General features: G+C 58.8%; 17 protein-coding genes and 6 pseudogenes. 15 read left to right on the forward strand and 8 right to left on the reverse strand.

Annotated elements, in window-relative coordinates; genetic code table 11:
- Positions 1-426: 426 nt before the first annotated feature.
- Together QA649_RS42915 and QA649_RS42920 are read left to right on the forward strand one after the other, a co-directional pair.
- Positions 427-1,073: pseudogene (locus tag QA649_RS42915) on the forward strand (group II intron reverse transcriptase/maturase); the annotation flags it as partial.
- A 144-nt stretch (positions 1,074-1,217) separates the two neighbouring features.
- Complete coding sequence (locus QA649_RS42920) at positions 1,218-1,514, forward strand: group II intron maturase-specific domain-containing protein (RefSeq protein WP_346657141.1); 297 nt, start codon at positions 1,218-1,220, stop codon at positions 1,512-1,514.
- A gap of 387 nt (positions 1,515-1,901) precedes the next feature.
- Here QA649_RS42920 and QA649_RS04945 read toward each other — a convergent pair whose 3' ends face one another.
- Complete coding sequence (locus QA649_RS04945) at positions 1,902-3,383, reverse strand: IS1182 family transposase (protein ID WP_283023148.1); 1,482 nt, start codon at positions 3,381-3,383, stop codon at positions 1,902-1,904.
- A gap of 755 nt (positions 3,384-4,138) precedes the next feature.
- Between QA649_RS04945 and QA649_RS04950 the strand changes: the two genes are divergently transcribed.
- Complete coding sequence (locus tag QA649_RS04950) at positions 4,139-4,357, forward strand: hypothetical protein (protein ID WP_283023208.1); 219 nt, start codon at positions 4,139-4,141, stop codon at positions 4,355-4,357.
- Positions 4,358-4,375: 18 nt separating this feature from the next.
- On the opposite strand, the gene QA649_RS04955 is transcribed toward QA649_RS04950, so the two are convergent.
- The gene (locus QA649_RS04955; protein WP_283023209.1) at positions 4,376-4,687 is read right to left on the reverse strand and encodes a hypothetical protein; all 312 of its coding nucleotides are present in this window, start codon (positions 4,685-4,687) and stop codon (positions 4,376-4,378) included.
- 258 nt (positions 4,688-4,945) lie between these two features.
- Positions 4,946-6,319: an IS30 family transposase gene (locus QA649_RS04960; protein ID WP_283021329.1), complete on the reverse strand. Its 1,374-nt coding sequence runs from the start codon at positions 6,317-6,319 to the stop codon at positions 4,946-4,948.
- Between the two features lie 330 nt (positions 6,320-6,649).
- Between QA649_RS04960 and QA649_RS04965 the strand changes: the two are divergent.
- Positions 6,650-6,987: pseudogene (locus tag QA649_RS04965) on the forward strand (transposase); the annotation flags it as partial.
- Between the two features lie 20 nt (positions 6,988-7,007).
- Here the strand turns inward: QA649_RS04965 and QA649_RS04970 are convergent.
- Positions 7,008-8,228, reverse strand: a complete 1,221-nt coding sequence (locus QA649_RS04970; RefSeq protein ID WP_283023210.1) for an IS110 family transposase — start codon at positions 8,226-8,228, stop codon at positions 7,008-7,010.
- A gap of 240 nt (positions 8,229-8,468) precedes the next feature.
- On the opposite strand from QA649_RS04970, the pseudogene QA649_RS04975 reads away from it, so the two are divergent.
- Positions 8,469-8,672: pseudogene (locus QA649_RS04975) on the forward strand (transposase); the annotation flags it as partial.
- Positions 8,673-8,890: 218 nt separating this feature from the next.
- Here QA649_RS04975 and QA649_RS04980 read toward each other — a convergent pair.
- Positions 8,891-9,649, reverse strand: coding sequence for a glucose 1-dehydrogenase (locus QA649_RS04980; protein ID WP_126262244.1), 759 nt, complete (start codon positions 9,647-9,649; stop codon positions 8,891-8,893).
- 1,092 nt (positions 9,650-10,741) lie between these two features.
- Between QA649_RS04980 and QA649_RS04985 the strand changes: the two genes are divergently transcribed.
- On the forward strand, positions 10,742-11,533 hold the full coding sequence (locus QA649_RS04985; RefSeq protein ID WP_283023211.1) for an acetoacetate decarboxylase family protein: 792 nt from the start codon (positions 10,742-10,744) through the stop codon (positions 11,531-11,533).
- A gap of 199 nt (positions 11,534-11,732) precedes the next feature.
- On the opposite strand, the gene QA649_RS04990 is transcribed toward QA649_RS04985, so the two are convergent.
- Together QA649_RS04990 and QA649_RS04995 are read right to left on the reverse strand one after the other, a co-directional pair.
- Positions 11,733-11,966 carry a hypothetical protein gene (locus QA649_RS04990; protein ID WP_283023212.1) on the reverse strand — a complete coding sequence of 78 codons (234 nt, stop codon included), beginning with the start codon at positions 11,964-11,966 and terminating at the stop codon, positions 11,733-11,735.
- Positions 11,967-12,497: 531 nt separating this feature from the next.
- Positions 12,498-13,493, reverse strand: a complete 996-nt coding sequence (locus QA649_RS04995) for an IS110 family transposase (protein ID WP_235885283.1) — start codon at positions 13,491-13,493, stop codon at positions 12,498-12,500.
- Between QA649_RS04995 and QA649_RS05000 the strand changes: the two are divergent.
- The 8 genes and pseudogenes from QA649_RS05000 to QA649_RS05035 form a co-directional block, all read left to right on the forward strand.
- A pseudogene (locus QA649_RS05000) lies at positions 13,492-14,003 on the forward strand (transposase); the annotation flags it as partial. The gene QA649_RS04995 and the pseudogene QA649_RS05000 overlap by 2 nt on opposite strands.
- Before the next feature lie 92 nt (positions 14,004-14,095).
- Positions 14,096-14,293 carry a hypothetical protein gene (locus QA649_RS05005; RefSeq protein WP_283023213.1) on the forward strand — a complete coding sequence of 66 codons (198 nt, stop codon included), beginning with the start codon at positions 14,096-14,098 and terminating at the stop codon, positions 14,291-14,293.
- Between the two features lie 405 nt (positions 14,294-14,698).
- Positions 14,699-14,953, forward strand: coding sequence for a hypothetical protein (locus QA649_RS05010; RefSeq protein ID WP_283023214.1), 255 nt, complete (start codon positions 14,699-14,701; stop codon positions 14,951-14,953).
- Positions 14,954-15,083: 130 nt separating this feature from the next.
- Positions 15,084-15,938: pseudogene (locus tag QA649_RS05015) on the forward strand (IS5 family transposase); the annotation flags it as partial.
- Between the two features lie 68 nt (positions 15,939-16,006).
- A complete protein-coding gene (locus tag QA649_RS05020; protein ID WP_283023215.1) occupies positions 16,007-17,050 on the forward strand; it encodes an IS110 family transposase in 1,044 nt (347 codons plus the stop codon).
- Between the two features lie 294 nt (positions 17,051-17,344).
- Positions 17,345-17,821, forward strand: a pseudogene (locus tag QA649_RS05025) (transposase); the annotation flags it as partial.
- 570 nt (positions 17,822-18,391) lie between these two features.
- Positions 18,392-18,556 carry a hypothetical protein gene (locus tag QA649_RS05030; RefSeq protein WP_283023216.1) on the forward strand — a complete coding sequence of 55 codons (165 nt, stop codon included), beginning with the start codon at positions 18,392-18,394 and terminating at the stop codon, positions 18,554-18,556.
- Complete coding sequence (locus QA649_RS05035; protein WP_126262210.1) at positions 18,557-18,760, forward strand: cold-shock protein; 204 nt, start codon at positions 18,557-18,559, stop codon at positions 18,758-18,760.
- A 549-nt stretch (positions 18,761-19,309) separates the two neighbouring features.
- Here QA649_RS05035 and QA649_RS05040 read toward each other — a convergent pair.
- Positions 19,310-19,600 (reverse strand): DUF3892 domain-containing protein, encoded by a 291-nt coding sequence (locus QA649_RS05040; RefSeq protein WP_283023217.1) that lies wholly within the window; start codon positions 19,598-19,600, stop codon positions 19,310-19,312.
- Positions 19,601-19,720: 120 nt separating this feature from the next.
- On the opposite strand from QA649_RS05040, the gene QA649_RS05045 reads away from it, so the two are divergent.
- The gene (locus tag QA649_RS05045) at positions 19,721-20,563 is read left to right on the forward strand and encodes an IS5 family transposase (RefSeq protein WP_283023146.1); all 843 of its coding nucleotides are present in this window, start codon (positions 19,721-19,723) and stop codon (positions 20,561-20,563) included.
- The last annotated feature ends 488 nt before the right edge of the window (positions 20,564-21,051 follow it).

A 21,051-nucleotide genomic window follows, 5' to 3' on the forward strand; every position in this document is an offset into this window, starting at 1 on the left:
GTTGGGGGGAGCCTGCCGACTGCCCAACCGGCGTCCGGCATGAAGGCGGCGTGACCTCGGATCAGGCTTTGACAAGGAACACAGGAACCTGTCGCTCCGATGTGAAGGGAGGACTCCAAGCGGCTCGTCGCCGCAAGGAGCAGAGTACCGATGCGGAGCACAGGGGCGGAAACGCCCGTATTAGGGACGAAGGCGCTGTAATGGCACTGGACCGAAGGGGCGTTGTCATCCGGCTTTACGCGGTCGACAACCCGAAAGGGGATGATCGGCATGAGTAAGGCCAAGCCGTTTTGTATTGCCAAACGCGATGTGTGGGAGGCGTATAAGCAAGTGAAGGCTAACCAAGGGGCAGCTGGTGTTGACGGGCAGTCGATCGAAGACTTCGACCGAGATCTGAATAAGAATCTCTATCGGATCTGGAATCGGATGAGTTCGGGCAGCTACTTTCCGCCTCCGGTGCGGCGCGTTGACATACCGAAAGGCGGAGCTGGCAGCACGCGACCGTTGGGAATACCAACGGTCTCGGACAGGATCGCCCAGATGGTGGTCAAGCGTTATCTTGAACCGATCCTGGAGCCCGTGTTCCACATGGATTCCTATGGGTATCGGCCAGGGAAATCAGCACATGATGCACTGGCTGTGGCTCGGCGTCGATGCTGGAGCCACGATTGGGTGCTCGACCTCGACATCAAGAGCTTCTTCGACGAATCGACTGGAGCCTTCTGATGAAGGCCGTGCGCCGCCACACCGACTGCAAATGGGTCTTGCTCTACCTGCAAAGGTGGCTGGAAGCGCCCGCGAGCATGCCGGATGGAAGCTTGGTCAAGCGCACAAGAGGAACTCCGCAGGGGGCTGTCATCAGCCCGCTGTTGGCGAATCTCTTTCTTCATTATGCGTTCGATGTGTGGATGAGCCGAGAATATCCGGGTGTCCCATTTGAACGATATGCTGATGATGCCATCGGCCATTGCCGAAGCGAAGCGGAGGCGCGTGACTTGTGTCGGGCGCTCGAAACGAGGTTTGCGGAATGCGGGCTACGGCTGCATCCGGAAAAGACCAAGATCGTGTATTGCAAAGATGCCAATCGCTCCGGCGCTTATCCGGAGCAGTCGTTTGACTTCCTCGGCTATAGCTTTCGGCCGAGGATGGCGAACAATCGACACGGTGAGCGGTTCGTCTCATTCAGCCCGGCCGTCAGCAAGAAGGCCGGGAAACGGATGCGGCATACCGTGCGCAGGTGGCGGCTGCATCGGCGCAGCGATCTTGAGCTGGTGGAAATCGCCAAATGGGTCCGTCCAGTCCTGACGGGCTGGGTGCGCTACTACGGGCGGTTTTATCCCTCGAAGCTTCAAGAGGAGTTGCGCACGATCGATGCCTACATCGTTCGATGGGCAACACGAAAATACAAACGGTTCCGAGGACACACGTTGGCGGTATGGGAATGGTTGCGATCGCTGAAGCGACGCAATCCAGGCCTGTTCGCTCACTGGGTTGCCGGATCAACGGTTGGATGACGGGAGCCGGATGAATCGCGAGGTTCACGTCCGGTTCTGAGAGAGCGCGGGGCTGCAATGCCCCGCGCCACTCACCTATCTCAAGGGCTATGCCGACGGTCGCGAGGCCAAGGCAGGAATCGCAAACTGGATCGCCTTCTATAACGGTCGTCGCCTTCATCAGGCACTCGGCTATCGCGCGCCGATGGCGATCTGGCGCGAACGGATGCAGGCTGCGAAGGCTGTGGACATGATGGACAACGCTGACGAGACTGGGCAAGAACGTCTCGCAAAGCCTGACAGGATCGAAGTCTGGGCAGCCATAGCAGTCCGTGCCGGGCAGCTTCTGCTTCTACGAGTCTATGGCAGCCGCGTTCTCTTGATATGGAATCACGCCGGCCCTCGCGACTACTTGGCCAGGCTTGCGATGAACCCCTGAATGCCGAATATGCTTAGTACCCGGGTGAAGTTATAGCTCAGCACCATCAGGCTGCACTCTCCGCGCACCTTGTCAAAGCCACGCAGCAAGAATTGTCGGTATCCAGCGCGGCACTTAAGTGTGCCGAAGGGGTGCTCGACCACGGCGGAACGGCGTCGCATCATTGCGCCGGCATCGCGCATCCGGGCCAGATGTCGCTCGACAACGTCCTCATGCTCCCAGCGGTAAACGATCCGCAGCTTCGCCTTTTCCGTCAGGCAGGCCGCGCGCAAAGAGCAGGAGCCACAAGCAGCAACGCGGGCCGCATAACGGATCTGTAATTTGCCGGCAGCATCCTGTTTGCGACCATTCATCGGCTTGAGCCGTTCTCCTGCCGGACAGTGGTAGACATCGGTATCGGCGTCATAGTGGAAATCACCACGACCAAAACGTCCCTGTGCAGCGAGGCGCTGATTCCGTTCCGCTGGCGGGACATAGGCAGTGACCGCATCCGCTTCGCAGGCCTTCAACGTCTCACCGTTGTAGTATCCGGCATCAGCCACTGCCGTTAGTGTTGCTACCCCAAGTGCCGCCTTGGCCGCCGCTGCCATCGCATATAATTGGCCACTGTCATTGCCGTCATTGACCACCTCGCTGGCGACGATCAGCTTGTGTTTTTCGTCGACAGCGAGCTGCACATTATATCCGGCAACCGTGTGGCCTCCCTTCGTCAGGAGGCGAGCGTCGGCGTCTGTGCGCGACAATTGTAGCTCACCGTTCTCCTCCAGACGATCGAGATCCGCCTTAGTGCGGGTTCGTCTCGCCATCAGTGCCGCCAGCTTTTCGGGTGTCGGTAGGTCTCGTATGTCTTTGCAATCGATCGACGAGGGCATCTGCGCGGCTTCAGCCGCATCGTTCGCCTCTAGTGCGTTTGCATAGGCTTCTATGTCGCATTCGAGCGCCTTGAGGCGCTCCGCCAGCTTCCTCTGCGTGGTGATGCTCGCTTTGCTCGCATCGCCACGAAAGAAGGCGCTATCGATGGCCACGAGTTCACCACCCAGCAGATCGAGCGAGCGCGCCAGAAAGACGAAGTCTCTGTTCGCGGCCTTCAACGCCGCCCCGTTCTCCTTACGGAAATTGGCTATGGTTCGATAGCCCGGAACGAGCCCGCGCAATAGCCAGATTAGTTCCAGATTGCGCCCTGCCTCTCGCTCGAGGCGACGCGAGGAGCGGATCTGATTGATATAGCCGTAGAGATAGAGCTTCAGCAGATCTGCCGGATCATATGGCGGCTGTCCCGCTCCGCTCTGGCCCCCAGCGTGTCGAAAACCAAGTGCAACCAGATCAAGGTTCGCAACGTAGGCGTCGATTGCCCGCACCGGGTTGGCCGCGTCGACGTAGTCCTCGACACGCGGTGGCAGGAGGCTGGTCTGCTCGCGGCATGAACCGCGTTTGAATGCACGAATCATCATGCGAAGAATCGTACACCATCGCGCGCCGAGGATTCTTGCCCAGTCTCTGACACGTTGACCACATGCCCACAGCAACAGCAGCAGACAGGGTTTCTCGCAGCGTGATAGAAACGGATCAGGAGCGGTCAGTTTCCAACTAACAAACCTGTTCAAGCTGTCCCGCTCCGCGGGTCCATTTCATTCGCTTCAAAGAAACCTGTAACGAACGGGGCGGTGTAAGGATACGTGGATAGCATTGTGATGGATGTCCCTGAACTCCTCTCGCTCTTCCGTTTGTCCTCTTCCTGACCACTGTTTCCACTTCCAGCTAATCGTTCTGATGTAACGCGACTCTTTCGGTTTTGTTTTGTCAGGCCGCCACCTTCCTTCTGCGTTGAATCGAGAGGCCGGCCCCCGGATCGGTGGAAGCAGAGTCGTGCCGTCAGAGGCAGCCTCCGGGAATCCTGCGCGGACTAGGGCGGCGGTATCGTTTGAAACGTCGGCTACGATTGTGACGGACGTCCCGGCAGCTATCGGTCTTGTGTAACGATCGAGATTATGAATTCGTTTCTTAATGCGCATTTGGTGCCTCGGGTTTCGATGACTACCATAACGCGTGTGAGCAAGGAGAGACAATCTACCTGTTTCGGTCTTTGCGAACCTGGCTGGCGCGCCGCTAGCACTGGTGCACTGTCTCTTGCAAGCACGCTGTCATTTCAGACAGGTGCGTCCCACTCTAATATGAGCGCATGATCGCCGCGGTGGAGGGCTCTCCTATGCAGCGCTATTATTTCCCGATTATCCACAACGGTCGCCTTCAGCCGGACGGCGAGGGTGAGATGTTCGGCTCGGCAGATCTCGCGAGTCAGTATGGCGCCAGTGTTGCTCGGGATATCGGCGGCGATCCTGACTACAATCCCGTTAGCGAAACTGTCGTGCTGGTCTTTGATGGCGAAGGCACAGAGATCGCGCGGCACGTGGTTGTTGGTTTGTGATCTCGCCGCGGCGAGCGATTACCGCGTCACCCGAACATCGCCATTGTCTTCTCCGATGGGCCTCTCACCATCAAAATCTGAGTGGGCGAGTAGGGCGCCGATGCCAAACAGCACCATGCCTCCAATCCAGATCAGTGCGGTGGCAGCAAGAAGCGCAGAGGTGCCGACACCAATCGAGCCTGTGAGGCCAAACAGGGTGCCGTCGTTGAACAACAGTCCAACGACGCCCCAGAGCCAGAACAGTCCGCTTAATATGATGCGCCCCGAACTCTGATGGCTTCTGAGTCGGAACGTGCGTTCCCAACTCTCTTTGCGCTTGAACAGCCCCATCTACGTTCCTATTGATGGGTGCCGTAGCGATTGCCGGTTCTGGAGTTCACATAAGTCCCGCCGCGATGAGATGAGCCGGAGCCCCCAGCGAAGCTCCCCCCGTGGCTGCTTGTGTGATGTCCGCCGCCGTAACTGACGCGGCCTCCGTGCGATCCGCCGCGCGCGAAAGCGCACTCGTTATGAGCCAGAAACATCACCACAGCGGTCAAGATTCCCAGGGCGGATTCAAACGGTCGTCGCAACACCAGTTACTTTCACTCATGACAGCAGATCGTCAAGCGCCTCCGCCGGCGTTTTCCAGCCTAGTGTCTTTCTCGGTCGGGCATTGAGGGCGGCTGCCACAGCGGATATCTCCTCGGCGCTGTGGATGCTCAGGTCTGTGCCTTTCGGGAAGTACTGCCGCAGCAACCCGTTGGTGTTCTCGTTAGTGCCGCGCTGCCAAGGGCTTTGCGGGTCGCAGAAGTAGACCTGGATACCCGCATCGATCTTGAGACGATCGTGCTGAGCCATTTCGGTTCCCTGATCCCAGGTTAGCGAGCGACGCAGCTCTTCGGGTAAGGTGATGACGGTGCGCGTGATCGCGTCGCGCACGGCTTCGGCCCCATGTCCCGCGAGCGCAGGTCCGTTCTTCACGCGCGGAGCTTGGCCATGCCCCGCCAACCGGGGAAGGTGCAATAGCATCGTGAAGCGCGTCGTGCGCTCGACCAGCGTGCCGATTGCCGAGCTGCCAACACCGAGGATGAGGTCTCCCTCCCAATGTCCCGGCACTGCTCGATCGGCAGCTTCAGCAGGACGCTCACTGATCATGATCTCCGGGGAGACAAAGCCCTTGCCTCGCCTGCGTACGCGCGCTCTGGGCATCCGTAATACACGCCCTGTTCGCAAGCAGGCCGTCAGCTCGCGGCGTAGCGCGCCGCGGCCCTGAACGAAGAGAGCTTGATAGATAGCTTCGTGGCTGATGCGCATCGTCTTGTCGTCCGGGAAGTCGATCGGCAAGCGTCGGGCAATCTGCTCAGGGCTCCAGGCTTTGGCCCATCGCCGATCCTTGCGCGGGCCATGCCGGCGCCCCTTCCACGGAACGGAGGGACCAGGAACGGGAGCGCCGGTCGCGGCTACGACGCCGCCAGCAAGTCTCTCCTCCACATAAGTGCGCAAGGTTGCATTGAGCGCAAGCTTGGTCGGCCTGGGCCGGCGGGCGGATCGATCCGCATGCCATTGGGCAGTTGTTGCCCTATACTCCAACCCGCCGCCGCGGGTGGCCGCATTGCGCCGCAGTTCACGGGAGACTGTCGAAGCAGCCCGCCCCAAGCGACGTCCAATCTCCTGTATGGAATGGCCCTGCACCTTGAGAAGTGCGATCTCCTCGCGCTCAATCAACGAGAGGTACCGCCCGGAGAGCGCCTTTGCCGAAGATCTGAACATCGCTGGTGGCATGCCGCCCGCCTTTCGGAATAATCTGCTTCCGACAGGTTGTGACAATCCGGCTTCGAGTGCAGCATCTTCGCTGCTTAACCCAGCGGCAATCGCCCGCCAAAATTTATTCTGTTCACTGCGTCCCGCAACAGAGGGCCGTCCTGGCGACGGCAATGGGGCTCGTCCTGACCGCGCCGATCTGCGCCTTACAACGTTCATCGCAACCTCCAAACTCCGAGTGTTGCGACGACCGTTTGAATCCGCCCAGTGTCTTCGTCATCTTCATATCCTTCTTCTGGAGGCTAGGGACATTCGGGCAATGCGAGAAGGTTGTCGTTGTAGTAACCGTCTGCGTGAGAACTTGCTGTTGGGCCCGTTGACGACACCGACTTCGGCACCTTTCCCACCACCATCGTGAAGAAGGTGTTTGAGCCTTGTTCGATGGAGAGGATCACCTGCGATCTGGGCTGATCTGAGGCCGGCAAACTGGACCATTTTTGGCTAGAGTTGCGCTGCGTAAATCCCCTCGGCTGGGAGGAGCGGACAACGATGAAGGCCTCGAAGTTTTCGGACGCCCAGAAGGCGTTTATCCTGAAGCAGGGCAACGAGGGGGTCCCGGTTGCGGAGATCTGCCGCAAAGCCGGGATCAGCCAGGCGACCTATTTCAACTGGAAGAGAAAGTACGACGGACTGCTGCCGACAGAGATGCGCCGGTTGAAGCAGCTCGAGGACGAGAACGCCAAGCTGAAGAAGCTGGTGGCGGACTTGTCGCTCGACAAGGAGATGCTGCAGGACGTGATCCGCCGAAAACTGTGAAGCCTGGTCGGAAGCGCAAGCTCGTCGATGAGGTTTGCGGTGAATGGCAGGTCTCGATCCGCAAGGCTTGTACGGATGTTGTAGACAAGCCCTATGTCGCAGAAGCCTTGCGGCGTCGGGATCGCGGCTTTGCCCGCCACCGGGACGTGAACCTCGTGTACTCCTTCTCGGCGGATTCCACGCGTGCTCGTTCCTCAGCCCTCTTCGCGGGGATGTTGTAATCATAGGCCGATCCACGCTTGGCATGGCTGGTGGGTAATCCAGCGCGCAGTTCGATGCTCCGGAACTTGCGTGCCAGTAGGGCCGGCCTGGTCCAGATGTAGTCAGTGCTCTTGGTCAGCATATGCCAGATGATCATCGCCAGCTTCCGCGCCGTCGCGACTGCGGCGATGTGCTTGCCGCGTCGTGAAGCCACGCGCTGGAAGAATGCACGCAGCGGTCCCGGCGAACGGGCTGCAGCCCATGCTGCTTCGACGAGCATTCCGCGAGCTTGGCCGCGGCCCTGCTTGGTGATCCTGCCATGGTAGGCGGAGCCCTCGCCAGACTGTCTTACGCTCGGGTTTAGCCCCAGGTAGCTCACCAGCCTGGTCGGATCGGCAAAGCGACGAATGTCGCCGACGGCCGCGGCCACGCCCGAAGCCACCGTCATATCCACACCCGGGAGCGTCATCAGCCGCCGAATGACCGGATCGGACATCGCTTCACGCGCGATATCCGCCTCGACCTCCTTCAACGAACCCTGGATCAGGTCGATCTGCGCCAGGTGCCGCTCGATTGCGGCACGCTCGTCGGGAGGTACTATCTGCGCGGCGATCCACCTGCGACCGCTGATCCCTACAAGGTTGAGGTGTGGACAGGGCGGAATGAGGTGGGCGTGAAGGATCGACTGAATGAGGTTCTTCAAGCGTACCCGCTGCCGCACGAGCTGGGTACGGCGCGCGACTTGGCGTCGAAGGGCCATAGTGCGCTCATTGGGTACCCAGACCTCCGGAAGAAATCCGGTGGCGTACAATTTCGCGAGCACGGCGGCATCAATCGCATCCGTCTTGATCTTTGCGTGCGCGATCAACCGCACCTGCTTCGGGTTGGCGATGACAACACGGTCGACATACGGCGCCAGAACTTTGACAACGGCTGCGGCATTGCCAGTCGCCTCGACGACCACGTGATCGTCATGTGTGAGTTCCTTCCTGGCAAAAGACTCCAAGCTGTCACGAGTCATGGGAATGCGGCCGAGCTTCGTTAGATGTCCCTCGAGCAGCGCCACGGCCTCGGCCGCCACGCGATGGATGTCCATGCCAATGATGCGCATCTCTCCCTCCATGGTCAGTGCGAAAGGGAGCTGCGGGCAACACGACAATTACGGATCCGCGCTCGCAGCGCATCCGGGCTAGTCGCAGGGGCGGCCAGATAACGACCTCGAACTCGCAGTTCATGTCAGTGCCACGGCCTGCCCGCACTTGCGTGCTCCCGGTGCCCCGAGGCCCGGATCGGTCTACGCTAATCGGCTAGATCGAGTCTGGAAACACGGGACACCGGCTACATCATGCCAGATAATGCTTTTATCGAAGCCTTCAATGGCCGCTTCCGGGCCGAATGCCTCAATGCCCATTGGTTCCTGTCGCTTGCGGACGCCCGGGAAAAGGTGGAGACTTGGCGCAGATACTACAACGAAGAGCGGCCCCATGGAGCCATCGGCAATCGGCCGCCGATTTTGCTGCAAAATCACGCCGGCGCCACCAGCCCGCCAACGTGATTCAGAGCGCAAAACTCTAGTTCTGACTGGTCCAAAGTTCGGTCTCGCTACACAGAGCGCAAAACTCTAGTTCTGGCTGGTCCAAAGTTCGGTCTCGCTACAAAGGTGGACGGATTCTACCCATTTTTGGAGGAAGTTCAGGGGCTCAGGTCATTCCCACTGCTGTAATACATCGCAACGTCAGATCTTGCTTTATGTGACAATTGGTCAGCTGCTAGTCAGAAGATGCTTTCGGGCGCCTGACACTTGTACGGGACGCCGATCGTCAGACCGCCATCGACGACGATTTCGGAGCCCGTAAGATAAGAGGACTCGTCGCTGAGCAGGAACAACACAGCCTGTGACACTTCCGGCGGCTCGGCCGCCCGCCCAAGCGGAATGGGAAAACTAGAAGAATCGAAGTCCTTTGTCATCCAAGTGTTGATTAACCCCGGATGGACTGAGTTTATGCGAACCCCAGACGCAGCGGCCTCCAAAGCAGCGGACTTGGTTATGCCCCTCACGCCGAACTTGGAAGCAACGTAGGCGTGAAGCCCTGCACTACCCCTCAGCCCCTCGACCGACGAGATGTTGACGATCGAGCCTCCGCCCGCGCGGCGCATGGCCGGCAGGGCAGTCTGCATTCCCAAAAATACACCGGTGAGATTGACAGCAAGGGTCTTCGTCCACTGCTCAAGCGGAAACTGCTCGATAGGAGCAATACTGGCTATGCCGGCATTGTTGACGAGGCCATGCAGCGCGCCAAACTTGCTCTCCGCAGCCGCGATCGCTTGGCGCCATTCCTCTGGCTGAGCGACGTCTTGACGCAGATAGATCGCGGATGTGCCAAGGCCGGCCGCGAAAGCCTCTCCTTCTTTACGAAGAATATCGGTGATCACGACTTTAGCTCCCTCCGCTACCAGCAGGCGCGCATGAGCGGCCCCCATCCCTCGAGCCCCGCCGGTCACCAGAATGACTTTTTCGCTGACACGTCCCATAATTTTGCTTCCTCGACAGTGTGGTGGTGCAAGGTCTTTGCGACATCCACTATGCACTATGTCAATCGACCCCTGGTCGATCTGCTGTGTCCCGCTGCGATGCCCAAAGGCTGTGCGTAGTGCCGTGCAACTCGGCGTGAAAACCAACTCGATAACGATTTCACGTCGTGGACACGCGTCCGCCGCTCAGGCGGTACCGTCGGAGGGTTGAATTGGCATCGCGACATTGGGCCACCTTGTTGAGCCCGACAATTCACGACCGAGTTTCCTCCGGAAGATGGGCGTGGACTGCGGGCGGCGCAATGCCGGTTCCGCGCAGGTGCACGTACTGAGCAGCTCTTCGTGGCTGGCCGCGGGAGTGGGGCGCAGAACGCATGAGGTTCTCCGAGCCTTGCAAATTGGAGTATCCACCCTGTGCAATCGGCGCGCCGAGAATCTGATACGAATGCAAACTCACGCAACTCTTGCAGAGTTGCTGGAGCTGTTCCGACCTTCTCGCGCGACCTGGGTATCCGCTAGCATGCGTTTCGGGCCATGCACAGTGATAGCGTTTCGACTTACCAAGGCTTAGTCGAGCCATCCACAACTTTGAGCCATGCGAGCTCCTCATCCGTTTATGCCCCGCTTGATCATGTCGGACGTTCGACATTCCGCGTCGCCAATCAAACAAGCGGGAAGGCAACAGAAGAAGAGGCGAAGGTTGTCGGCGGCCTTCTCGTACTCCAATTCGACATCTTCAGCCGAGCGGGTCCTATAACACCCAATGAGGTGCTTGGCATCAACGTTGCAGACAACAGATAGAGAGGCCTACCGAGTTATCGTCATCGTCGGTGAGCACGCTTCGCTGGAATGAACGCACAATCGTCAAGCTCATTCTGCAGCACAGAATGGAGGTGCAACGCGCAGAACTGGATGCGTCGTCGGTAAGACGATCGCGATCACCGGATCTATGAGCCGACGGATCACCGAGCCGCATTGGAAGTTGCGCATCACAGTCTCTTCAGGATGCTTCAACAACCGAATAGTCTTGGTGAGATGAGTTAGCTGAATCTTCGATTGCGTCCAAACACTCCAAGAGCGAGGAGGAATGCGATGCCCGACGTCAAAGGTATTCCGCTTGATGCGCCTCTCTACCGTGGGAGCAAAGACCGTGGCAGCGCGTTTCTCGGCTGCCAAGCAATAAGCCTTGTATTCAGCGTGGGGCACGAGGTGTCCTCTCTATTACCGAAGGGATTAGTACCCGAAGCAAGCCCTGCAATCGCCGTTGTGGGGATCGCGAGCTATTCCTCAAGCACTGTTGGGCCGTACTTGGAGTGCTATTCAGGAATTCAAGTTCGTGATCCCGGCGGTGAGACCGGCTTTTACATTCCTTACATTTACGTGACAACGAATGATGCAGCGCTCGCCTCGGGGCGAGAGGTTCTTGGTGCTCCAAAAAAGCTGGCGCACATTACTCTGATTAGAGAAGGTGGTCTAATTCAGGGTACGCTCGAGCGTCCAGCTGGCAAGCGTCTGCTGACCCTTACCGCTCAACCGGACCAGCGCATGAGCTCGAGTTCGCAACAGATGTTTTCTGCGCGGACGTATTTCTACTCGGTTCGGCATCTGCCCCCCATCAATGAGCGCGGGAAGGGCGCAGTAACGCAACTCGTCAAATGGTGCACCGCGCGAACATTGCGACGCGACGAGCTTGGCGAAGAAGTTCAATTTACTGGACCTACCTCCCTAACTTACGACTCACCCTCGATTGTCGATCCCGTGCACAATTTGGCACTTGGCGAACCCGTGCTCGGCACATACGAGGAGTATGACGCCAAGCTCGAGGCCATTGATATCCTGTCGGAAACCGCAACTCCATGTTTCCCTCTCTTACCAAGCACGTGATCTGATCGTGACCGTCGCGCCACAACCGGACGGTGTTCTGTGACAGTCGATGACGCCGACGAAAGCGATGTCGGCGCGGTGGTGAAGCGCCATCAGCTCGATTTCCTTGCTGACGCCGCCGATGTGCCACTTCTCGATTGCCAAATCGCCGAATTGCCTACCTTTTGCTCGGCTGCTTGTTGTAGTACCCGCGAATGCGCTAGTCCGCGGCTATCAGAACACCGGCAACAATGTCGGCATGCAGGCCACGCGCGATGATCTCGCATCCCTTGTCTTGACGCTGGCGCCATGTGTCGGCATAGCCGCCGCGCTCGCCCGCGACCCATTCGGAACCGCATTCCACCGAATGCGCGAGCGCGACGAGGTTGACCGCGCGCATCAGGTGCTCCGCCCGGGCGAGGAAGTGCGCGGGCCAATAGATCGCGATTTCCATCCGGGTGACGACCCTGTAGCTCGGAAGCAGCCGCGCCCGGTTCTACATGCGCTGCGTCTCTTCCAGCTCGCCTTGCTCCTGCTGCGCGAGCAGGTCCTCCGTAAGCGCGAATTTCGTCGCACCTTCTGCTTTTGAGTGCGCTGATGCATGAGGTGTCCACTTAAATAGGTGGACTGAGATTCGCCGCCCTGCGCGTGCCCATTACCTCAATAACGTAAATCGGCGGAGAGCATGATGGTTGGTCTCCGCAGCAAGAGACTGTCAGACCGCGGCGCGCAGACGAGTTCCCTCGCGCCTCAGCGCAAGCACTTGCTAAGCAATTGATACGGCTAATTAATATGTGTCGGCGCCCGATAGACAAGTCGCAGGTTCCGCTCTTTAGAAAATGTCATCGGTGGAGAGGACAGCCAGTCTCGCCTGATCGCAATCGTCCTCGTTGGCGGCTTCAGCGGGTTGGGTTAATGTCGTAGCTGGGGTCATGGTCCTTTCCGAGGGCGCGAGCGCCTCATGATGATGTCCGGATCGGGCGCCTCAACGTTTGCAGCGGAGTGCGGGCGAACCGCCAGCAGCCGATTGACCGAGGTCACCACGACCACCGTCCCAGCGGGACATCGCCAGTCCGGCGGACCGGACCAGGAACTTGCGAGCAAATATCAGATTGGCTTCGGCGGGCCCCGCTCGAACGATGTGCCAGCGACCCAGATGCAGTGGAGGATTACGGCGATCTTTCGGGCGATGGCGACCTTTGCCTTCTTCATGCCGATCCGCTTGGCGAGCTTCATGCCCCAGGCCTTTAGGGAAGAACTTTTTGGTTCGATAAAGAAGGACAGTGGCGGCCTCGAACAAGTAAGTTCGGAGAAGCCGGTTGCCCCATCGAGATATCTTTCCGTTGGTGTCGGTTTCGCCGGATTGGCTGCGCCTCGGCGTAAGGCCTAGGTAGGCGCCGACCGTCGAAGCCGATCGGAAGCGCGAGGGGTCATCGATCGTGTGGCGGAACGTTAGGGCCGTCACGACACCGACCCCCGGGACCGTCATCAGGCGACGCGTCGTCTCGTCCAGCTTTGCCAACCGGCGGACCTCGTTGTCGAGCTTACCTTGTTGTTGACAAACGTTCTCATGGATCGAGAGCAGCGGCGATATCACGCTGAGAAGCAAATGATCGACGCCCAAGAGTTCGCTGACCTGGTTGCGGAACTGTTGGCCGATCGCGCGAGGGAATAGCAATCCACATTCCTTGATCAAGCTGCGAACCTGGTTCTCGATGTCTCGGCGCATGGACACTAGCCGAGATCTGGCGACAAGGATCGCTCGGATCTTCTGGCTTTCCTCACTTTTGACTTTGACCTCTCGATACCCTCCAACCCGCACCAGTTCGGCAAGGCCTCGCGCATCATTCCGATCGCTCTTGTTCATTCGGACCGACAAAGCTGCGTGCGCATGCCGAGCGTCGATGCAGACCACCGGAAGCTCAACCCTGCGGAGTTCATACCATAGGCCTTGCTCCAAGCATCGAGGAGAGACGACCATGGACCATTATGCCGGAATCGACGTGTCATTGGAATGCTCCAGCGTGTGTGTTGTCGATGCGAACGGCAAGATTGTCGGGAGGTGAAGGTGGCCAACGAACCGGAGGCGCTGATCGACCGGTTCCGTTCGTTCGGGTTCGATCTCGCCAGGATCAGGCTGGAGGCAGGGCCGCTGTCGCAGTGGCTCTACGCGGCGATGAAGCAGGCTGGTCTTGGGGTTGAGCTTCTGGAGACGCGTCACGTGCGAGATGCCTTCAAGGCGATGCCGGTGAAGTCGGACCACAACGACGCCCGCAACATCGCGCAGTTGATGCGGCTCGGCTGCTTCCGGCCGGTGCATTGCAAGTCGATGAGCGCGCAGGAGACGCGGGCAATGCTGACCGCGCGCAAGCTGATCCAGAGCAAGCTGCAGGACGTCGAGAACAGCTTGCGGGGGATCTTGCGAGGCTTCGGGTTGAAGGTCGGCAAGACGACGAAGCGCGGCTTTGCGGCACGGATCAACGAGCTGGTCATCCGGCTCTGGACGCCATCGCCGCAGCGACGCTTGCGGTTCACACAGTGCTGCTTCGCGAGTTCAACGGCTTCGGCAAGCGGGTGCGGGTGATGTCCCTGCTGGATGCCAAGGCCAAGCTGTTGATGTCGACCCCAGCCGTGGGACCAATCATCTCGCTGACTATGCGAGCCACATCTAACATGGATTATGAGCTTGCCGCTTTTTCCTGGTCTGCTGTAGAATCTTCTTCGTGTGAGGATTTCGAGGGAGTAGCTTCCTTTCAGCTCTACATTTCGCAATTCATTTGAAGGTTTCTGTGGGGACATTGCGATGGCTAAGTCTTCCGTTTCCCGTGACGCCTTTCGAGGCTTGTTCGCTTTTTATGCGGTCAAGGCCCACCATGATCATAACGCTGTCGCCGAAGGCCGACTCCTCAAACTATTTGGATCGAGCGACCATATTCCCGACCGGCTGTTGGAGTTGTGGTCATCACGAACCGAGCTGATTGGCCCTGAGGCCGTTGGCAACATAGTGTCACTACTCGCTCATCAGATCCTGGAGGGCGGCGCACAAAATAATCACGCCAGCGACTTCCTTCATCCTTCATCGACTGCTGCGAGAGTTGGACCGAGACGTTCATTAACCGCGATTGCGAGAAAGTTGGGGTTGACCGGACATCAGTCGGTCGGCCGCGCAATGAGTGCCCGCGTTAGTTGGCGGCGAGACTGCCCCTCAATTTAGGAGCGGTCACCTGGATTTTCATTCGATGTTACGCCTCGAAAAACGGCGACGAGCCGATCTCCTTCCCAAAGCTCAACGTCGTGCTCCCCGCACATTTGCTCGGCTCGACATCTCGCAGTCTGCTCGTCGATGCAGTCGAGCTTCGCGGCGCAGATCACTCGCCGCCTGCTGTCCACTACAAACAGTCGCCCGTGAAGAATTCGGAAGCGATTGATCTGTCGCTGTGATTTGACGTGAGCAAGTATTCGATTATGCAAGAAAGCCGTGGGTAGGTGTTGGTTTTCTTGCGTTTTTGGATTCCGGATTTGGCGACTTCGTGATTCCTTTGACGGCGAGATTCGCTGTTGGGGAGAACCCATGAGCCATCCGCGCGACGATCGTCAGGACGATCTGTTTCGTCCGTCTCTGGAGAAGATCATCAACCTTCGCCATCCGTTGGTGCGTCTGGCGGCGGAGATCGATTGGGACTTCCTGGCGGGACGCTTCAGTTCGGTCTGTCGCCTCGGGCCGGGGCAGCCACCGTTGCCGACACGATTGGTAGCCGGACTGTTCATCCTCAAGCACATGCACAATCTCTCCGACGAGGCACTGTGCGACAGGTGGGTCGAGAACCCGTATTTTCAGTATTTCTGCGGCGAGGTGGTGTTCCGGCACGACCTGCCGTTCGATCGCTCGTCGCTGACCCGCTGGCGCCAGCGGCTGGGTGAGGAGCAGATCGCCGCGCTATTGCAAGAAAGCCTCTCAGTGGCGCATCGAACTGGGGCGATCGAGACCAAAGATCTCGAGCGGGTCGTTGTGGACACCACCGTCCAGGAGAAGGCGATCGCGCATCCGAGCGATGCGCGGCTTATGCACCGGGCGATCGAGAAGCTGGTCGATTTAGCCAAACGCGAGAGCGTCGAACTGCGCCAGAGCTATCTGCGCGTGGCCAAGCGCGCCGCCATCATGGTGGGGCGGTACACGCATGCCCACCAGTTCAAGCGTGCCCGACGAGAGCTCAAATTCCTGCGCACCCGGCTTGGCCGCATCATCCGTGACATCAGACGCAAGATCGAGGGCGACCCTGCGCTTGAGGATCGCTTTGGTCCGCTGCTCGATCTCGCCCACCGGGTTCGCCATCAAGAGCAGCGTCAGCGCGGTCCCAAGGTCTACTCGTTGCACGCCCCCGAGGTGGAGTGCATCGGCAAAGGCAAGGCCCGGGCACCTTACGAGTTAATGGCATGGACCACGCCCGCTCTCAGCGGCAACATGCCCCCCCGGCAAGAGAAGGAGCACAAGCCATGTCCGCTACAAACATTGTTACGATCGGCATCGATCTAGGGAAAAACACATTCCATGTGGTGGGGTTCGATGCTATGGGAGCAATCGTCCTACGCAAGAAGCGATCGAGAAATCAGCTGGAGCAGTCGCTGGCCAATGTTCCGTCCTGCCTGATCGGAATGGAGGCTTGTGCAGGAGCACACCACATCGGTCGGAGGCTCGAAAAATTAGGTCATCAAGTCCGGCTCTTGCCAGCACAATATGTGAAGCCGTACCTCAAGGGTCACAAGAATGACTTCCGTGACGCTGAAGCAATTGCCGAAGCCGTTCAGCGCCCGACAATGCGATTCGTCCCATTGAAATCGACCGAGCAGCTCGATTTGCAGGCGCTCCACAGAGTTCGTAGTCGATTGGTGACGCAGCGAACAGCGGTCATCAATCAAATCCGGGGCTTTCTACTCGAGCGAGGGCTGCCGGTTCGGCAGGGAGCGGCAGCACTCCGATTGGCGCTTCCTCGGCTTCTTTCGATGCTCTCAGATAACCTGTCGCCTCGAGTAGTTCAGCTCGTTCAGGACTTGGCCGAGGACTGGCGCTATCTCGACCGACGGGTTACATCAATTACGAAAGAAATCAACGAGCTCGCCGAGCAGGATGCACACTGTCATCGGCTGATGACTGCTCCGGGCGTCGGACCGATCATCTCAAGCGCGATGCTCGCCGCGATCGGGACCGGCGATGCTTTTCGCAAGGGCCGCGACTTTGCGGCATGGCTTGGTCTGGTACCGAAACAATTCTCGACCGGCGATCGAACCATTCTCGGCCGCATATCGAGGCGCGGCAATCGGTACCTGCGAACGCTCTTCATTCAAGGGGCCCGAGCCGTGCTTCTTAGGCGCCAGACTTGGTGCAGGCACGGGTTTGGAGCCTGGTTGGAAGCAGCGTCCAAGAGGCTCCACTCGAATGTACTGGTTGTCGCCTTGGCCGCAAAACTCGCGCGCATGGCCTGGAGCATGCTTGCAAAGGGCCGCGACTACGACGCCAATTTCTTAGGCCAGACCGCCTGAGACACACAACCGGGAAGGGAAGAAGGATTCACGATCTCAATCGGAAGGGCACAATATCCCGCCGAGGTCTGCGAGACGGAAAAGACAAATGGAGAAACGGTTCCACCGACACTTCTGAAGCCTGGTTCGCAGCCATGGGCCCCTTGTCGAGGCCGTCGAGTTATTGAGGACAGGAGTGGGCGGATATCCATATTGGCTCGAGGCGACAGCCTCAAATTGAAGCCGGATAGATTGGCGCAGACCGCTACATCCTTTTGTTGATTCCTCTTGCAACGCGGGCGTGGTCCATAGATTGGTTGCAAAGTCTCGATTGCCACGCCTGCCACCGCGCCCAAAGGCGGGCAGTTTGTGCTGCATGCCAAGGCCCTGCACGGCAATCCCTATGACGGCCACACGCTCGGTCCCGTCATCGCCGACCTCGAAAAGCTCACAGGTGTTGCAGCGCGCCGCATCCACGGCGACAAGGGCTGCCGCGGCCACAACTATCCCGACCGGTTCAAGGTCTGGATCAGCGGCCAGGTTCGCCGTGTCACCAAAGCCATCCGCCGCGAGATGCGGCGTCGCACCGCCGTCGAGCCTGTGATCGGCCATCTCAAGGACGACCACCGGATGCGCCGTAACCATCTCAAGGGCCGCGACGGCGACCGCATCAACGCCGTGCTCGCCGCCGCCGGCTACAACTTCAGCCTGCTCCGCCGCTGGCTCGCGGAACTTTTACGCGGCCTGTTATGGATACTCTGTCGCCACCTATCGCAACCACACCTTGCGTAAAAACGGTGCTCAGAAACGTTCTTCACAAACGACCAAACACTCTGTACCGCATGATGGCTGTCCCATCCGAAAGGAGGCTGTCATCGTAATCGAGTGTTTGTGTAAGGCAGCGCCAAAGTAAGTGCAGGCGCGCGGAAGGTTTGTACGTGTGGCAATTCGGCTATACCAGCGCCTGTAATTCTTCCATTTTAATGGCGTAGCCTGCTCAACCACACCAGTAATGCGGAGTGGCTGCGGAGAAGCCCGATACGCTCGCTTGGAAGGATAACCATAGACGTAGGTTGGCAGCTCCTTTTTCGATATGCTTGTCCGAAGAAAGTCCAGCCAATCCATGACCTAGCCTGCTAATTGCCAGCCCGGTGCACGCCCGACGGCCGTCGTTCGCCGAACGACACAAGTTCATGCCTTGTGGTGATCAGCACTCCTGGAAACTGCTAATCTGCAGTCCGTGCTGCGTTTTCTTCGCTTATGCTAGCCGTACGGCTTATGCGTAAGAAGCCAGACGCCAGTGGACATTAGTACAGCCGTGCCCGCGGAGAATTCCAGCAAACGCTCCTATGAGGAGCCGACGTGGCCGACGCATCGATCCAGCTCAACCCGTTGAACGTATCGGTATCCCGCGAGGACCTCGATCATGACGAGATCGCCGAGGGTGCCAGACGCAAAGCCTGGCGCCAGCCATTCTTTGTCGGAATTCGCGCACTAGTTTTCGTTTTTGAAAAATGGAGAAGTTAAGTGGCTATGGGAACAGTAAAGTGGTTCCACCCGACAAAGGGATATGGATTTATTCAACCTGACAACGGCGGCAAGGATGTGTTCGTCCATATCTCGGCAGTCGAGAAAGCTGGCTTCACCTCTCTCGCCGAGGGCGCCAAAGTCAGCTTCGACGTCGTTTCAAATCGCGGTAAAGAATCGGCGGAAAATCTACGAGTCGGGTGATGCGCCCAGCATCCGTGGGTTCGCGGCGTTTTCATCGGCCGAGTCCGAGAACGCCGCGTCGAGTTTGAACCTGTCCCAAATGGCGCGCGCCTCGACCCGATAGGGCGAGGCATGCGGGCGTCCAAGACCATTTTGTCGAACTTGGTGGTCCTAGCCGATGTAGCGGGCGGACTCGCGGCGTCCAATGTCCGGCGTCGCCCGTGCGTCGCTGCATAAAAGCCCTTGCTCGAATGGAGCGTGACCGACCGATTCTGGTGGGTGCCAGACAGGCTTTTCGCCGATACAACTTGGTGGCACCCTGTGGGCTAGGCTCTCCCGCGGTGGGCGACCGCGGTCAGTTTTGCTACCAGATGGAAGGCTGGCCGTGTTGAAGTTAGCGGTGCGTTGCAGGGACAGCGCAGCCCCGTGTATCCGTGGGGCTTTTTGGCGCCGAGCCACGCTGCCGCTAACTTCTCCGGCAGCGCGGGCGCGATAGGGACAGCATCCGATCCATCCCAGCTGACCGGCGCCGAGTTGCCACCGCGCTGTTTACGTTCACTGAGACAAAGATCATCCGGGGCACTCGGCTAGAAGCGGGAGAACATTGTCTGGTTGAACGTCGTCGGCCGTCGTCTTGATGTATTTGTGCCCGTTGTGCGTAGCCCAAACCACACCAACCCTGCGTCCATTTTCTTCGACATAGAACTCCCATTCGGAGCTCTCGATATCTTTGACAACCTGGTCGATGGATCGCTTCCACGGCTTTCCATCGGGGTTTACTCCGCCGACATGTGTTATTCTTTCGTGAGGATTCTTTCTGTCCGTCTTGTTGGCGTAACGAATGCGTGCGCGTTTGGCCATTTGAGTCTCTCCCAAATTGCAAGCCTGAGGCACTAGCTTAGTGTCCGACCGAAAAATAAGTTGAGTGATATCAGCGAGTTCTGATTCCATCGGTGTTGCGAAGCATCAAAGGGATCGAGAATGTGGACTGATATCACCCGGGCACAGTTTGCCCGAGAGGAGCTGCGTTTGCCAAGCGACTTGACGGATGCGGAATGGGGCGTGCTGGAGAGGTTGCTTCCTGTGCGGGCCAAGCGCGGGCGGCGCCCGAAATGGAGCTATCGCGACATCGTCGAGGCCGTGCTCTATCTGCTGCGCGGCGGATTGCCGTGGCGCATGCTGCCGCCGACTCTGTTTCCACCAATGACCACGGTGCAGTACTATTTCTACCAGTGGCGCGACAACGGATTGTGGCAATCGATCAACCACGCACTCCTGATGCTGGCGCGCGAGGCGATCGGCCGGGAGGCCTCGCCGACGGCCGGCGTGATCGACAGCCAATCGGTCAAGACCACGGAAAGTGGCGGCCCTCGCGGCTACGACGCGGGAAAGAAGATCAAGGGTCGAAAGCGCCACATCGTCACCGACACCCAAGGGCTCCTGGTCGGAGCGATCGTTCACGCTGCCGACGTCCAGGATCGCGATGGCGCGCCAGATGTCCTGTGCAGCATTCGCTACCGCTTCCCCTGGCTGCGCCATATCTTCGCCGATGGCGGCTATGCCGGCGAAAAGCTCAAGGCGGTGCTGGAAAAGATCGGCCGGTGGACTGTCGAGATCATCAAGCGCTCCGATGCCGCACAGGGCTTCGAGGTGCTTCCGCGCCGCTGGGCGGTCGAACGAACCTTCGCCTGGCTCGGCCGCAACCGCAGATTGGCCAAGGACTTCGAGCGAACCATCGAAAGCGCAACTGCCTGGCTCTTCCTCGCCTCTGTCCAACTCATGACAAGGCGCATCGCAGCGGTAAAAACAGCAATGCAATTTTGAGTCAGGCTCTTAGACCGGGGCAGTCAATTCGACCGGCCGCCAATTCAGGTAGGTGCTTCCAGTCCTTCTCAGCGATACTCCTTGATCGCGCCCTTGAGAATCTGAGCCTCTCGGGAGCGAAGGTGGCCAGCCTCAGTCTTCGAGGACGGGCTGGCCACCGAAGTTAGCGGCTCAAATCCATAGGGCAGTACGGGCCAACCGATGCACGTATTCCAGCGGCACATCACGTCCCTGCGGTCGCAAGCGCTCGCGGTGCTTGCAGCCAATCAGGCTCGGGCGGCCGATCCGTCTCTGAATCTATCAGATCGCCAAGTTGCAACATTTGATGCGGAGGAGGCTCAGGCAATGATAGACATACTTGATTGCATGAAACCCAATCTCGGGCCGAAGGAGGTACGGAAGATCGCTGCACGCATACGCGATCTTCTAGGGGGATCGCGTGAGTGCCAACCGGTTCGGGTGGGATGCCTGTGAGACTTTCGCAAGCG

The sequence above is a fragment of the Bradyrhizobium sp. CB1717 genome (genome assembly GCF_029714325.1).
In the GTDB taxonomy this organism is placed as follows: Bacteria; Pseudomonadota; Alphaproteobacteria; order Rhizobiales; family Xanthobacteraceae; genus Bradyrhizobium.